Here is a 14949-nt window from a genome sequence, read left to right as displayed (position 1 = left end):
GCTCATGAGGCTTCAAGAGGACATCGAGACATGTACAAGCTTTTCTTCAACCTCGTCTTCAAGCGCATGGACCCGGAGCAGGCGCACCACCTCGCCTTTCGCTGGATCCGGCTCGCCGTCCGCGTCCCCGTAGTGCGCACCTTCATCGCCGCCGCGCTCGCGCCCCGCTACCAGGAGCTGCGCACCGAGGCGTTCGGGCTGCGGATGCACGGCCCGTTCGGGCTCGCGGCCGGCTTCGACAAGAACGCCGTCGCCATCGACGGGATGTCGATGCTCGGCTTCGACCACATCGAGATCGGCACGGTCACGGGGGAGCCGCAGCCCGGCAACCCCAAGAAGCGCCTGTTCCGTCTTGTGCCGGACCGTGCGCTGATCAACCGCATGGGGTTCAACAACGAGGGCTCCGCGGCCGTCTCCGAGCGTCTGGCGGCTCGTACGCCCGTCTTCAGGACCGTCGTGGGCGTCAACATCGGCAAGACCAAGGTCGTACCGGAGGCCGAGGCCGCCGCCGACTACGTGAAGTCGACCGAGCGGCTGGCCGCGCACGCCGACTACCTCGTGGTCAACGTCAGCTCCCCGAACACGCCCGGTCTGCGCAATCTCCAGGCCACTCAGTCGCTGCGACCGCTGCTGACCGCGGTCCGCGAAGCAGCCGACCGTGCCGTGACCGACCGGCGCGTGCCGCTGCTCGTCAAGATCGCGCCCGATCTCGCGGACGAGGACATCGACGCCGTCGCCGACCTGGCCGTCGAGCTCGGCCTGGACGGGATCATCGCGACGAACACCACCATCGCGCGCGAGGGACTCGGTCTGAAGTCCGACCCCTCTCTGGTGAAGGAGACCGGCGGACTCTCGGGCGCGCCGCTCAAGGCACGCTCCCTGGAGGTGCTGCGCCGCCTCTACGCGCGCGTGGGCGACCGGATCACCCTGGTGGGCGTCGGCGGCATCGCGAACGCCGAGGACGCCTGGCAGCGCATTCTGGCGGGCGCCACGCTGGTCCAGGGCTACAGCGCCTTCATCTACGAGGGCCCCTTCTGGGGCCGCGCCATCCACAAGGGGCTCGCCGCCCGCCTGCGTACGAGCCCGTACGCCACCCTCGCCGACGCGGTCGGCGCCGACGTGAGGAAGTCCGCATGAGCCTGGAACCCTTTGGCGCTCGTCTTCGCCGCGTCATGGACGAGCGCGGCCCCCTGTGCGTGGGCATCGACCCGCACGCCTCCCTGCTCACCGACTGGGACCTGAACGACGACATCGCGGGCCTGGAGCGCTTCAGCCGTACCGTCGTCGAGGCGCTGGCCGACCGGGTCGCCGTCCTCAAGCCGCAGAGCGCCTTCTTCGAGCGCTTCGGGTCGCGCGGGATCGCCGTCCTGGAGAAGTCGGTCGAGGAGGCGCGGGCGGCCGGGGCGCTGGTCGTGATGGACGCCAAGCGCGGCGACATCGGTTCGACCATGGCCGCGTACGCGGAGACCTTCCTGCGCAAGGACGCACCGCTCTTCTCGGACGCGCTGACGGTGTCGCCGTACCTCGGCTACGGATCGCTGAAGCCCGCGGTGGAGCTCGCGCGCGAGAGCGGGGCCGGGCTCTTCGTCCTCGCGCTCACCTCCAACCCGGAGGGCGGCGAGGTGCAGCACGCGGTCCGTGCGGACGGCCGGAACGTCGGAGCGACGATGCTCGGGCACTTGGCCACCGAGAATGCGGGGGAGGCGCCCCTCGGCTCCTTCGGCGCGGTCGTCGGGGCCACGCTCGGCGATCTCTCCTCGTACGACCTGGACATCAACGGACCGCTCCTCGCGCCCGGAATCGGCGCTCAGGGGGCGACGGCGGCCGATCTTCCGGGTGTCTTCGGCACGGCGGTGCGCAATGTCGTCCCGAACGTGAGCCGGGGTGTTCTGCGTCACGGTCCCGACGTGGCCGCGCTGCGTGCGTCCGCGGAGCGCTTCGCGCAGGAGATCAGGGCCGCCGTGGCCACCGTCTGAGTCCTCGGACAGTCGCTCGGCAGTGCTGCGATGAGTGTCTTCGGAGCGCCCCGAGTCTGAATACATCCTCAAATCCGGGGCAGTATGTCCGAAATGTCCGGCTCCAGGGAGGCTGACCAGGACTTTTCCGCTGTTCTCGCTGACTCTGGCGCACTTGCCCGCTAGTCTCCGTCGAGTGAGGGCACCTCCCACGCCCTCAAGGCAGTGGGGGAGAACGGGCAAGCGTGTTGCTCGTATCTCCCCAGGTGTGGGGCGACTAGGTTCCTCACCGGTCCGTATCCGACAGTTCGACATCCGAGGTGACGTAGGCGTGGCTCTTCCGCCCCTTACCCCTGAACAGCGCGCAGCCGCGCTCGAAAAGGCCGCCGCGGCTCGCCGGGAGCGGGCCGAGGTCAAGAATCGACTCAAGCACTCCGGCGCCTCCCTTCACGAGGTCATCAAGCAGGGCCAGGAGAACGACGTCATCGGCAAGATGAAGGTCTCCGCTCTCCTCGAGTCCCTGCCGGGCGTGGGCAAGGTCCGCGCCAAGCAGATCATGGAGCGACTCGGGATCTCCGAGAGCCGCCGCGTACGCGGCCTCGGCTCGAACCAGATCGCCTCCTTGGAGCGTGAGTTCGGCGGCTCCGGCGCCTGAGTCCTGGGCACTCCGGGATTGCTGGAATAATCGCTGCATGAGTGAACGTCCGCGGCTGACCGTGCTCTCCGGCCCCTCAGGGGTCGGCAAGAGCACGGTCGTCGCCCATATGCGCAAGGAACACCCCGAGGTCTGGCTCTCGGTGTCGGCGACGACCCGCAAGCCGCGCCCCGGTGAGAAGCACGGAGTCCACTACTTCTTCGTCACCGACGAGGAGATGGACAAGCTGATCGCCAACGGTGAGCTGCTGGAGTGGGCCGAATTCGCCGGCAACCGCTACGGGACGCCGCGCCAGGCCGTCCTGGAGCACCTGGAGGCGGGTGTGCCTGTCCTCCTGGAGATCGATCTCCAGGGTGCCCGGCAGGTCCGTGAGTCCATGCCGGAGGCCCTGCTCGTGTTCCTGGCCCCTCCCTCCTGGGAGGAGCTGGTGCGCAGGCTCACCGGGCGGGGCACCGAACCGCCCGAGGTGATCGAGCGCCGCCTGGAGGCGGCCAAGATCGAACTTGCGGCCGAGCCGGAGTTCGATGTCACCCTGGTCAACACCTCCGTCGAGGACGTGGCGCGCGAGCTGCTAGCCTTGATGGACGTTGTGTGATCTTCACTGATCAATCCCACCTTTCGGAAGGCCAAGCGTGTCCTCTTCCATCACCGCGCCCGAGGGCATCATCAACCCTCCGATCGACGAGCTCCTCGAGGCCACCGACTCGAAGTACAGCCTCGTGATCTACGCGGCCAAGCGTGCCCGTCAGATCAACGCGTACTACTCGCAGCTCGGCGAGGGCCTCCTCGAGTACGTCGGTCCGCTCGTCGACACCCACGTCCACGAGAAGCCGCTTTCGATCGCCCTGCGTGAGATCAACGCGGGTCTGCTGACGTCCGAGGCCGTTGAGGGCCCCGCCCAGTAGTCACCGTTTCTTTCCTTCATCCCAGGCCCGGCAGCGCGACTGTCGGGCCTGTGGTGTGTCATGGGGTTGTACGTTTTCGAGTGTTGGGGAGGCCCGGTGGACAAGCCGAAGGTCGTTCTGGGGGTCAGCGGCGGCATCGCCGCCTACAAGGCCTGCGAGCTGTTGCGTCGTTTGACCGAGTCGGGTCATGACGTACGGGTCGTCCCCACCGAGTCGGCGCTGCACTTCGTCGGCGCCGCCACCTGGTCCGCGCTCTCCGGCCATCCCGTGTCCACCGAGGTCTGGTCGGACGTCCACGAGGTCCCGCACGTTCGCATCGGCCAGCAGGCCGACCTGGTGGTCGTGGCTCCCGCGACGGCCGACATGCTTGCCAAGGCCGCCCACGGCCTGGCCGACGACCTCCTCACGAACACTCTGCTCACGGCCCGCTGTCCGGTCGTCTTCGCGCCCGCCATGCACACCGAGATGTGGGAACACCCGGCCACGCAGGAGAACGTGGCGACGCTGCGCCGCCGCGGCGCCGTCGTCATCGAGCCCGCGGTGGGCCGCCTGACCGGCGTCGACACCGGAAAGGGACGGTTGCCCGAGCCCGCCGAGATCTTCGAGATCTGCCGCCGGGTGCTCGCGCGGGGCGTGACCGAGCCCGATCTGGCCGGCCGTCACGTCGTGGTCAGCGCGGGCGGCACACGCGAGCCGCTCGACCCGGTCCGCTTCCTGGGCAACCGCTCCTCCGGCAAGCAGGGGTACGCCCTCGCCCGTACGGCGGCCGCGCGCGGCGCCCGGGTCACCCTGATCGCCGCGAACACCGGACTGCCGGACCCGGCCGGGGTGGACGTCATCCAGGTCGGGACGGCCGTGCAACTGCGCGAGGCGGTGCTGAAGGCGGCCGCCGACGCCGACGTCGTGGTGATGGCCGCAGCGGTGGCGGACTTCCGGCCGGCCACGTACGCGGCCGGAAAGATCAAGAAGAAGGACGGTCAGGAACCGGAACCGATCGTTCTGATCCGCAATCCGGACATCCTCGCGGAGATCTCGACGGACCGCCCGCGCCCCGGCCAAGTCGTCGTCGGCTTCGCCGCCGAGACGGACGACGTCCTCGCCAATGGCCGTACGAAGCTGGAGCGCAAGGGCTGCGACCTCCTCGTGGTGAACGAGGTGGGGGAGCGCAAGACGTTCGGCTCCGAGGAGAACGAGGCCGTCGTGCTCGGGGCCGACGGCAGTGAGACCCCGGTGCCGTACGGGCCCAAGGAGGCCTTGGCCGAGACCGTGTGGGACCTGGTGACACGCCGCCTGCGGTGAATGTCTCATTCGCCTCAACGGACGCCTCCATCCGCGCGAAATACGGTGTGACGAACCTGGTGAAGACCGATCGTCATGGCGCAGAATGCCCGTGCCGCAGGTCACAGCGCTTCCGAGAAGCGAGACAAGGGGGCCTGCGGGCGAGCGCGACCGATAAACTGTTCTCGGACGACGCCGGGCGCAGCCTCCGTCCCGTCCGCCAATGATCAGCCAGCAGCCGCTGCAACCACAGGGAGCGTTGTGTCCCGTCGCCTGTTCACCTCGGAGTCCGTGACCGAGGGTCACCCCGACAAGATCGCTGACCAGATCAGCGACACCATTCTCGACGCGCTTCTGCGAGAGGACCCGACGTCCCGGGTCGCCGTGGAGACGCTGATCACGACCGGCCTGGTGCACGTGGCCGGCGAGGTCACGACCAAGGCGTACGCGCCGATCGCGCAGCTCGTGCGGGAAAAGATCCTCGAGATCGGCTACGACTCGTCGAAGAAGGGCTTCGACGGCGCGTCCTGTGGCGTCTCCGTGTCCATCGGCTCGCAGTCGCCGGACATCGCGCAGGGCGTCGACACGGCGTACGAGAACCGGGTCGAGGGCGACGACGACGAGCTCGACCGGCAGGGTGCGGGCGACCAGGGCCTGATGTTCGGTTACGCGACCGACGAGACGCCGAACCTGATGCCGCTCCCGATCCACCTGGCGCACCGCCTGTCGCGCCGCCTCTCCGAGGTCCGCAAGAACGGCACGATCCCCTACCTCCGTCCCGACGGGAAGACCCAGGTCACCATCGAGTACGACGGTGACAAGGCGGTCCGCCTGGACACGGTCGTGGTCTCCTCCCAGCACGCTTCGGACATCGACCTGGACTCGCTCCTGGCCCCCGACATCCGCGAGTTCGTGGTCGAGCCGGAGCTGAAGGCTCTCCTGGACGACGGCATCAAGCTGGAGACCGAGGGCTACCGCCTCCTGGTCAACCCGACCGGCCGCTTCGAGATCGGCGGCCCGATGGGCGACGCCGGCCTGACCGGCCGCAAGATCATCATCGACACGTACGGCGGTATGGCCCGCCACGGTGGCGGTGCGTTCTCCGGCAAGGACCCGTCCAAGGTCGACCGCTCCGCCGCGTACGCGATGCGCTGGGTCGCGAAGAACGTCGTCGCCGCGGGCCTCGCCTCCCGCTGCGAGGTCCAGGTCGCCTACGCCATCGGCAAGGCTGAGCCCGTCGGTCTGTTCGTCGAGACCTTCGGAACCGCGAAGGTCGACGCCGAGAAGATCGAGACCGCCATCACCGAGGTCTTCGACCTCCGCCCGGCGGCCATCATCCGCGACCTCGACCTGCTGCGCCCGATCTACTCCCAGACGGCCGCGTACGGCCACTTCGGCCGCGAGCTGCCCGACTTCACGTGGGAGCGGACGGACCGGGTGGAGGCGCTGCGCAAGGCCGTCGGTCTGTAGGACCAACTGTTCGGCGAGGCCCGGTGCCCCTTCGGGGGGCCGGGCCTCGCCGTTTTCCCACGCAGTCGAAATTGACTGGTTCGGCCGGCCACTGGTTCGTACGCTGGTGATCTCCCGGTGTGATGGCCGCGGTTACTTCGGTGGAGTGCATCCATGGTGCGCGGTGAATCTGGAACATGGTCCGCTGCCGCTTGGAACTCGGGAGGTGCTGACGTCGTGGCGCCCGGTGCGATGGGTGCGGGTACTTCCGGGAGATCTCCCTCGCAGGTTCGAATCCTGCTGCCGGTCCTGGACCGGTATGGCCGAGCGGTCTATGGCAGAAGCGCCCTCAGGGCGTTCGTGATCCGCGGCCGGCTTGATCTCGGGCGCGCGGCGGTGTCAGTGGGGTCTGGTAGGAATGTTGCTGTGAGCAGCGCGAATGGGCGGGGTGAGGGTGGCGCGGAGGGTGCGCCGCCCGAGCAGCTTGCGCTGATTCGCGAGGGGGTGCGGCAGGCCAAGGCGCCCAAGGCGAAGCCGCGGACGTGGCGGGGGGCGGCTCTTGCCAAGGAGTTGCCCGTCGCGCGGGTGCTGGTCGACAAGGGTGTGCTGCATCTGGATCGGTACTTCGACTACGCCGTGCCCGAGGAGCTCGACGAGACAGCTCAGCCCGGGGTGCGCGTCCGGGTGCGGTTCGGGGCCGGGCGGCATCGCGTGCGTGAGGGCCGGCGTGAGGGCGGGGGGCTGATCGACGGGTATCTCGTCGAGCGGCTCGCCGACTCCGACTACTCCGGGCCGCTCGCCGCGCTGGCCCAGGTGGTGTCTCCCGAGCCGGTGCTCGGGCCCGAGTTGCTGGGGCTGGCGCGGGCCGTCGCCGATCGGTATGCGGGGAGCCTCGCGGATGTGCTGCAGCTTGCCGTGCCGCCGCGGAACGCGCGGGCCGAAGGAAAGCCCTCGCCCGCGCCGCTGCCGGTTCCCGGGGCGCCCGAGGTGGGGTCCTGGGCGCGCTACGGGCGCGGGGCCGCCTTTCTGGAGTCGCTCGCGGCGGGCGGGGCGCCGCGAGCTGTGTGGAACGCGTTGCCGGGGCCCGGTTGGGCCGAGGAAATCGCCAGAGCCGTGGGCGCGACGCTCGCCTCCGGGCGGGGGGCCCTCGTCGTCGTACCGGACGGCCGGGCCGTATCCCGGGTCGATGGCGCGCTGACCTCGCTGTTGGGGGAGGGGCGGCATGCGGTGCTCACCGCCGAGGCCGGGCCCGAGAAGCGGTATCGGGAGTGGCTCGCCGTCCGGCGCGGGTCCGTGCGGGCCGTCGTGGGGACCAGGGCCGCGATGTTCGCGCCCGTGCGGGATCTGGGGCTGGTCGTCATCTGGGACGACGGGGACGACAGCCACAGCGAGCAGCACGCGCCGCAGCCCCATGCGCGGGAAGTGCTGCTGCTGCGCGCCGCCCATGACAAGTGCGCTTTTCTGCTGGGGAGTTGGGGCTGCACAGTCGAGGCGGCGCAGCTCGTCGAGAGCGGGTGGGCGCTGCCGCTGGTCGCGGAGCGCGAGCAGGTGCGGGGGGCCGCTCCGCTCGTGCGGACCGTGGGGGACGGCGATCTCGCGCGGGACGAGGCGGCTCGTGCCGCGCGGCTGCCCACACTTGCCTGGCAGGTTGTCAGGGAGGGACTGAAGAGCGGGCCCGTGCTCGTGCAGGTGCCTCGGCGGGGTTACGTGCCCAGGATGGCCTGCGCGCAGTGCCGGGCGCCCGCGCGGTGCCGGCACTGCGCCGGGCCGTTGGAGGCGCAGGACGCTGGGGCGCTGCGGTGCGCGTGGTGCGGGCGGGACGAGGCGGCCTGGCACTGCCCCGAGTGCGGCGGGTTCCGGCTGCGGGCGCAGATCGTGGGGGCGCGGCGCACCGCCGAGGAGCTGGGGCGGGCGTTTCCGGCTGTTCCGGTGCGGACGTCCGGGCGGGAGCAGGTGTTGGACACGGTCTCGGAGGCGCCCGCCCTGGTCGTCAGCACACCGGGGGCCGAGCCCGTCGCCGAGGGCGGGTACGCCGCCGCGCTGCTGCTCGACGGCTGGGCGATGCTCGGGCGGCCCGATCTGCGGGCCGGTGAGGATGCGTTGCGGCGGTGGATCGGGGCCGCGGCCCTCGTGCGCCCGCAGGGGGCAGGGGGCACCGTGGTGGTCGTCGCCGAGCCGACGCTGCGGCCCGTCCAGGCACTCGTGCGGTGGGATCCCGTCGGGCATGCGGTGCGCGAGCTTGCCGAGCGGGCCGAGCTGGGGTTTCCGCCTGTCTCTCGGATGGCGGCCGTCTCCGGTGCGCCGGAGGCTCTCGCCGGATTTCTCGCCGTGGTCGAACTGCCACACGACGCCGAAGTGTTGGGGCCCGTACCGATGGCCGTCACGGAGGCGGGGCGGCCGCGGCGGGTGGGCGCGCCGCCTCAGGGTGAGCGCTGGGAGCGGGCCCTCATCCGCGTGCCGCCCGGGAGCGGTGCGGCGCTGGCGACCGCGCTGAAGACCGCGCAGGCGGCGCGGATGGCGCGTGGGGGGAGCGAGCCCGTACGGGTTCGGATCGATCCGCCGGACATTGGGTGAGGGCGCGTCAGTGAAGGCGTGCCCTCCTGGGCCGCCTCGGCGCGGGCTGCCTCACCATGAGGCTGCCTCCCGGGCCGGTCTGCTCCGGGAGGCAGCGGGGGAGTCGGTCAGCCGTTGCGCGGGCCCGGGAACGCGGTGGGCCTGACGTCCTCTCGGAGAGTGGGACTGCCCGCCGTCGGCTGGGTCGGCATCGAGCGGGCCGCGGGGACCGTCGGCACCGTGGGGAGGCCGGTGTTGACGGCTACCGTGCGGCTGTCCGACGTCTCGGTGGCCCGCTCGGCCTCGGCCGCCGCCTGGGCGGCGGCGCGGCGGGCGCCGTAACGGCGGTGCACAGCCTGCTTGGTGACTCCGAGGGCCGAGCCCACCGCGTCCCAGGAGAAGCCGAGTGAGCGGTCGAAGTCCACGGCGGCCGTGACCAGGGTCTCGACACTGTCCCGCAGCTCCTGGGCGAGGCGGACGGTCGGGGCGGGGGCGCGTCCGTAGACGACGAAGCCCGTGGAGGGGCCGGAGCGGCGCGGGCGGTAGACGTTGCCCAACTGGGCGGTGAGCGTGCGCAGTGCGTCCACCTGCCGGCGGACCCGCTCGATGTCCCGCACCAGCAAGTGCAGGCTTGCCCGAGCCTGGGCGTCGTGGGTTGCGTGGTCGGCCATGAACAAGCCTCTCGAACCGGCGTTGAAAAGGATCGGGCCGCGATTGCGGCCCGTTGTGGTCAACTCTTTCTTGACCAACGCGTTTGCGCTCCGCTGGTCACGCATCCGGTGCGTAAGGGCATATGCCCGGGGCGCGTCTTGATGCGTACGCCCCCGGTGGGGGACTCGCCTCGGCCTTCGGTCTTGGCTCACTTGTTCTCCCGCCCGCGCACCACCCGTACGAGTCAGGTGTCAAGTGCGGGTCTCCCGTGGCGGCGGGGCGCCGTTGGCGGCTGCGGTTGGGGGCTGCCGGGTGGGACCGCGGGTTGTTGGGGCTGCGGGTTGAGGGCTGCCGGTTGGGGCTGTGGGGTGGGGGCCCCCGGTTGGGACTGACGGTTGGGAGTGACGGTGTGGGCTGGGGGTTCGGGCTGGCGGTTGGGGGCTGCGAGTTGGGGGGGCGGGCGGCGCGGAATCTGCGCGCCCCCGGGTCCCGGCGCCGCATAGACTGGTGCGCTGCCCCGTGCTTCGCCCCACCGGCAGGTGTGCGGGGGCTCAAGAACTCCCGCCCGAGAGGCCAACCGCCACCCATGAAGCTTGTCTTCGCAGGTACCCCCGAGGTCGCCGTTCCCGCTCTGGACGCCCTGATCGCCTCCGGGCGGCACGAGGTGGCCGCCGTCGTCACGCGGCCCGACGCGCCGGCCGGGCGGGGGCGGCGGCTCGTCGCGAGTCCGGTCGCCGAGCGGGCGGAGGAAGCCGGGATCGAGGTGCTGAAGCCGGTGAAGCCTCGGGACGAGGAGTTCCTGGCCCGGCTCGGGGAGATCGCACCCGACTGCTGTCCCGTGGTCGCGTACGGGGCGTTGCTCCCACGCGTCGCCCTCGACATCCCCGCCCACGGCTGGGTCAATCTGCACTTCTCGCTGCTGCCCGCCTGGCGCGGCGCCGCTCCCGTGCAGCACGCGATCATGGCCGGCGACGAAATCACCGGTGCGTCCACGTTCCTCATCGAGGAAGGGCTCGACTCGGGGCCGGTGTACGGGACCGTCACCGAGGAGATCCGGCCCACCGACACCAGTGGCGACCTGCTCACCCGGCTGGCCTTCGCCGGCTCCGGCCTGCTCTCCGCGACGATGGACGGGATCGAGGACGGCAGCCTCAAGGCCGTGCCGCAGCCCGCCGACGGCATCACCATGGCGCCGAAGATCACCGTCGAGAACGCCCACATCGACTGGGCCGCCCCGGCGCTGCGCGTCGACCGGGTCGTCCGCGGGTGCACGCCCGCGCCCGGCGCCTGGACCGTGTTCCGGGGGGAGCGGCTCAAGCTCATCCAGGTCGCGTCGGTGCCCGACCGCACGGACCTCGCCCCGGGCGAGCTGTCCGTCGGCAAGAACAACGTGTACGTCGGGACCGGTTCGTACGCCGTCGAGCTGCTCTGGGTCCAGGCCCAGGGCAAGAAGCCGATGCGCGCCGCCGACTGGGCGCGCGGCGTACGGATTCCCTCCGGGGAGCGTCTCGGGGTCTGACCGGCGTACGCGGGCCGCGAGGGCCGCCCCCTCCGCCCCGCCGACGAGGCCGGGCCCCTCGCGGGCACTGCGCGCCCGCGCCGCGAGCCCATGCCTGTTCGGGTGCACGCCGCCCGCAAGGTCTCCCCGCGCCTGTCCGGACGTAGGCTGGACGGGTCGAACCATCCAGAATCCGGAGCACCTTTTTCGTGAGTGAGCAGTCCCGTCGGCCGCGCAAGCCCGGCAAGCCCTATCGCCGTCCGCAGAAGGACCCGGTCCGCATGCTCGCCTTCGAGGCACTGCGGGCCGTGGACGAGCGGGACGCGTACGCGAACCTCGTTCTGCCGCCGCTGCTGCGCAAGGCGCGGGAGAAGGGCGACTTCGACGGGCGGGACGCGGCGCTGGCGACTGAGCTGGTCTACGGAACGCTGCGTCGGCAGGGGACGTACGACGCCGTCATCGCGGCCTGTGTCGACCGCCCGCTCAGGGAAGTCGATCCGCCGGTGCTCGATGTGCTCAGCCTCGGCGTGCATCAGCTGCTCGGGACGCGGATTCCCACACACGCCGCCGTCTCGGCCTCCGTCGAGCTCGCTCGTGTCGTGCTCGGCGACGGTCGCGCCAAGTTCGTCAACGCCGTACTGCGCAAGGTCGCGCAGCAGGATCTCGACGGCTGGCTGGAGCAGGTCGCGCCGCCCTACGACCAGGACCCCGAGGACCATCTCGCCGTCGTGCACTCGCACCCGCGCTGGGTCGTCTCCGCGCTGTGGGACTCGCTGGGCGGCAGCCGTGCGGGCATCGAGGATCTGCTCGAAGCCGACAACGAGCGGCCCGAGGTGACCCTGGTGGCCCGGCCCGGGCGTTCCACCGCCGATGAGCTCCTCGACGTGCTCGGGGACGAGTCCGCGCTGCCCGGCCGTTGGTCGCCCTATGCCGTGCGGCTCACCGAGGGCGGCGAACCGGGCGCCATCGATGCCGTGCGGGAGGGCCGGGCGGGCGTCCAGGACGAGGGCAGCCAGCTGGTCGCGCTCGCTCTGGCGAACGCGCCGCTCGACGGGCCCGACAAGGCCTGGCTGGACGGCTGCGCCGGACCCGGTGGCAAGGCCGCCATGCTGGGCGGGCTCGCCGCCGAACGCGGTGCCGTCCTGCTCGCCTCGGAGAAGCAGCCGCACCGGGCGGGCCTGGTGGCGAAGGCGCTCGCCGGCAACCCCGGGCCGTATCAGGTGATCGCCGCCGACGGCACCCGTCCGCCGTGGCGGCCCGGCACCTTCGACCGCGTCCTCATGGACGTGCCCTGCACGGGTCTGGGCGCCCTGCGCCGCCGTCCCGAGGCCCGCTGGCGGCGCCGCCCCGAGGACCTGGACGGCTTCGCGCCGCTCCAGCGGGGGCTGCTGCGCACGGCGCTCGACTCGGTACGGGTCGGCGGTGTCGTCGGGTACGCGACCTGCTCGCCGCACCTCGCCGAGACCCGCGCGGTCGTCGACGACGTGCTCAAGCACTACGACGACGGCTCTGCCGAGCTGCTCGACGCCCGTCCGCTCCTGCCGGGCGTACCGGCCCTGGGCGACGGCCCCGACGTGCAGCTGTGGCCGCATCTGCACGGGACGGACGCCATGTACCTGGCGCTGATCCGCAGGACCGGCTGACCTGGCCCCCGGCCCGTTCCGGTCCGGCTGCGACGCCGGTTCCCCAGTCCGGCTGCGAAGCCGGTTCCGGAGTGTGTGACGGCGGTTCCCTAGTCCGGCTGCGACGCGGGTTCCGGAGTGTGTGACGGCGGCGCCGTCGACCGCCCCGAGCCGGCCTCCTGGGCCAGTCGGTGCGGCCACCACACCTTCGCTCCGACATCCAGGAACAGCGACGTCACCAGGATCGACCGCACGACGAAGGTGTCCAGGAGGACGCCCAGGGCCACAGCGAAGCCGATCTCGGCGAAGGCGACCATCGGGAGGGTGCCGAGCGCGGCGAAGGTGCCGGCCAGGACCAGGCCGGCGGACGTGATGACCGCGCCCGTCGCCGCGAGGCCCGTCACCACACCGGCACGGGTGCCCTGGCGGCCGGCCTCCTCGCGGATCCGGGTGGTCAGGAAGATGTTGTAGTCGATGCCGAGGGCGACCAGGAAGACGAAGACGAACAGCGGGAAGTCCGTCTGCTCGCCCGCGTAGTCGAAGAGGTGCCGGAAGGCGAGCGCGCTGGCGCCGAGCGCTGCGGCGAAGGACAGTACGACCGTCCCGATCAGCAGCAGCGGCGCCACCAGGGCGCGCAGCAGCACCCCCAGGATCAGCAGCACGACCAGCAGGACCGCTGGGATGATCAGGACGTTGTCGTGGGTGGTCGCCGCCTCCATGTCGAGCAGGGCCGCGGTCCCGCCGCCCACCCGCGCGTCGGCGTCCGGCACGGCGTGCGCGGCGTCCCGTACGCGCTCGACCGTCCGTTTCGCGGCCTCGCTGTCGGCGGGATCGCTCATCGTCGCCTCGAACAGCACGTTGCCGTCGTACGAGGGTTTCGTACCGGCGGGCACGGTGAGGCTGTTCGGCACCACCCCCTTCGTACCGGCCACCGCACTGCGGACCTGTTCGCCCTGGGCCCGGTGGGAGACGATGACCAGCGGATCACCGCTGCCCGCCGGGAAGTACCGCTCGGAGATCTCCTGGCCGGTGATCGAGTCCGGCTTGCCGGTGAACGCGTCCGCGTTGCTGATTCCCTCGGCGCGGATCTGCAGCAGGCCGAGGGAGAGGGCCGCCAGGGCGAGGGCGGTGGCGCCCCAGACGACGCGCGGGCGGCGGGCGATACGGCGGCCCATCCGGGCCCAGACGCCGCTCGCGGTCGGGTCGGACGAGCCGAAGTGCGGGATCGCCGGCCAGAAGATCCAGCGGCCGAAGACCAGCAGCAGGGCCGGGAAGAGCGTGACCATGGCGAGGAGGGCGACGGCCACGCCGATCGCGGCGACCGGGCCCAGGCCCCGGGTCGAGTTCATCTCGGCGGCCAGCAGCACCAGCATGCTCAGGACGACCGTGGCGCCGGACGCCAGCACCGCCGGGCCCGCACGGTTCAGGGCGAGGGCCATCGCCTCGTGGCGGTCGTCGTGGCGGCGCAGCTCCTCGCGGTAGCGGGCGACCAGAAGGAGCGCGTAGTCGGTGCCCGCGCCGAAGACGAGGACGGTGAGGATGCCCGCGCTCTGCCCGTTGACGGTCAGGCCCGCGTGTTTCGCGAGGAGATAGATCAGCGCCTGGGACGTGAAGAGCGCGGCGACCACACCGATCAACGGGACGAAGATCAGGGTGAGACTGCGGTAGGTGAGCAGCAGCATCACGATCACGACGCCCATCGCGGAGAACAGCAGCGTCGAGTCGATGCCCTCGAAGGCCTTGGAGAAGTCGGCCGAGGTGCCGCCCGGGCCCGTGATGTGCACCGCCAGACCGCCGCCGCCCTTGCCGACCTGGTCACGGAGGGAGTCGACCGCGGGCGCGATCTCCTCCCAGCCCTTCTTGTCCATCGTGATCGGCACGTAGATCTGGGCGGCTTCGGGGGCGGTCGGGTTGTTGTAGACGGGGCCGCGCGTCTCGGCGCCGCGTACGCCGTGTGCCGTGAGCCCCTTGATCCGCTGGGCGTCCTGGGCGATCGCCTGCTTGTCCTCGGCGGTCAGGCCGCCCTCGCGGGCGTACACGACGACCGCCGGGATCTGCTCGGGCCTGAACTTGTTGGACGTGTCAAGGACTTGGGTGGACTCGGCGGACCCGGGCAGCCAGGAGGCCGCGTCGTTGTCCTGGGCGTCGGTGAGCTTCGAGGCGAGCGGGGCCGCCACCACGAGCGCCACCAGCCACAGGCCGACGATCAGCCACTTGCTGCGCCGCCCGCACACGAAACCGATGAGTCCCTGGCGCACATGGCGCTGTTTGCCGTCCGTCATGGCCACCCCCGTAGCCGTATCTGGAGCCGGTCGGCGGCCCAGCATGGCATGTCGGGCCGCTGTACAACATCCGTAGAACGGCCTAGGTCTGGACCGAGGAG

At 71.3% G+C, this 14949-nt stretch carries 12 protein-coding genes; 10 read left to right on the top strand and 2 right to left on the bottom strand.

Annotated features, from left to right (window positions below; translation table 11 throughout):
• The first annotated feature begins 30 nt into the window (after window positions 1-30).
• The 8 genes from ACIBK0_RS06440 (at window position 31) to ACIBK0_RS06405 (ending at window position 8816) form a co-directional block, all read left to right on the top strand.
• The gene (locus ACIBK0_RS06440; protein WP_399076278.1) at window positions 31-1137 is read left to right on the top strand and encodes a quinone-dependent dihydroorotate dehydrogenase; all 1107 of its coding nucleotides are present in this window, start codon (window positions 31-33) and stop codon (window positions 1135-1137) included.
• Window positions 1134-1976, top strand: a complete 843-nt coding sequence (gene pyrF / locus ACIBK0_RS06435; protein WP_399076276.1) for an orotidine-5'-phosphate decarboxylase — start codon at window positions 1134-1136, stop codon at window positions 1974-1976. Before ACIBK0_RS06440 ends, pyrF begins: the two co-directional genes overlap by 4 nt.
• Window positions 1977-2286: 310 nt before the next feature.
• Window positions 2287-2610 (top strand): integration host factor, encoded by a 324-nt coding sequence (locus ACIBK0_RS06430; protein ID WP_016638838.1) that lies wholly within the window; start codon window positions 2287-2289, stop codon window positions 2608-2610.
• 37 nt (window positions 2611-2647) lie between these two features.
• Window positions 2648-3205, top strand: coding sequence for a guanylate kinase (gene gmk, locus ACIBK0_RS06425; RefSeq protein ID WP_399076274.1), 558 nt, complete (start codon window positions 2648-2650; stop codon window positions 3203-3205).
• A 37-nt stretch (window positions 3206-3242) separates the two neighbouring features.
• Entirely contained in the window at window positions 3243-3515 is a 273-nt protein-coding gene (gene rpoZ, locus ACIBK0_RS06420; protein ID WP_003982715.1) for a DNA-directed RNA polymerase subunit omega, read from the top strand.
• Window positions 3516-3611: 96 nt separating this feature from the next.
• The gene (gene coaBC / locus ACIBK0_RS06415) at window positions 3612-4814 is read left to right on the top strand and encodes a bifunctional phosphopantothenoylcysteine decarboxylase/phosphopantothenate--cysteine ligase CoaBC (protein ID WP_399076269.1); all 1203 of its coding nucleotides are present in this window, start codon (window positions 3612-3614) and stop codon (window positions 4812-4814) included.
• A gap of 240 nt (window positions 4815-5054) precedes the next feature.
• Window positions 5055-6263 (top strand): methionine adenosyltransferase, encoded by a 1209-nt coding sequence (metK, locus tag ACIBK0_RS06410; RefSeq protein WP_399076267.1) that lies wholly within the window; start codon window positions 5055-5057, stop codon window positions 6261-6263.
• A 405-nt stretch (window positions 6264-6668) separates the two neighbouring features.
• The gene (locus ACIBK0_RS06405) at window positions 6669-8816 is read left to right on the top strand and encodes a primosomal protein N' (RefSeq protein ID WP_399076265.1); all 2148 of its coding nucleotides are present in this window, start codon (window positions 6669-6671) and stop codon (window positions 8814-8816) included.
• Between the two features lie 107 nt (window positions 8817-8923).
• Here ACIBK0_RS06405 and ACIBK0_RS06400 read toward each other — a convergent pair whose 3' ends face one another.
• Window positions 8924-9466, bottom strand: a complete 543-nt coding sequence (locus ACIBK0_RS06400; protein WP_399076263.1) for a hypothetical protein — start codon at window positions 9464-9466, stop codon at window positions 8924-8926.
• A 566-nt stretch (window positions 9467-10032) separates the two neighbouring features.
• Between ACIBK0_RS06400 and fmt the strand changes: the two genes are divergently transcribed.
• Window positions 10033-10965: a methionyl-tRNA formyltransferase gene (gene fmt, locus ACIBK0_RS06395; protein WP_399076261.1), complete on the top strand. Its 933-nt coding sequence runs from the start codon at window positions 10033-10035 to the stop codon at window positions 10963-10965.
• A 188-nt stretch (window positions 10966-11153) separates the two neighbouring features.
• Complete coding sequence (locus ACIBK0_RS06390) at window positions 11154-12587, top strand: RsmB/NOP family class I SAM-dependent RNA methyltransferase (protein ID WP_399076259.1); 1434 nt, start codon at window positions 11154-11156, stop codon at window positions 12585-12587.
• 89 nt (window positions 12588-12676) lie between these two features.
• On the opposite strand, the gene ACIBK0_RS06385 is transcribed toward ACIBK0_RS06390, so the two are convergent.
• Complete coding sequence (locus tag ACIBK0_RS06385) at window positions 12677-14848, bottom strand: MMPL family transporter (RefSeq protein WP_399076257.1); 2172 nt, start codon at window positions 14846-14848, stop codon at window positions 12677-12679.
• Window positions 14849-14949 lie beyond the last annotated feature (101 nt).

Source organism: Streptomyces sp. NPDC050564 (genome assembly GCF_044457265.1).
Taxonomy (GTDB): Bacteria; Actinomycetota; Actinomycetes; order Streptomycetales; family Streptomycetaceae; genus Streptomyces.
Note: the sequence above shows the minus strand (reverse complement) of the source record. Positions and strands in the feature narration are given on the sequence as shown.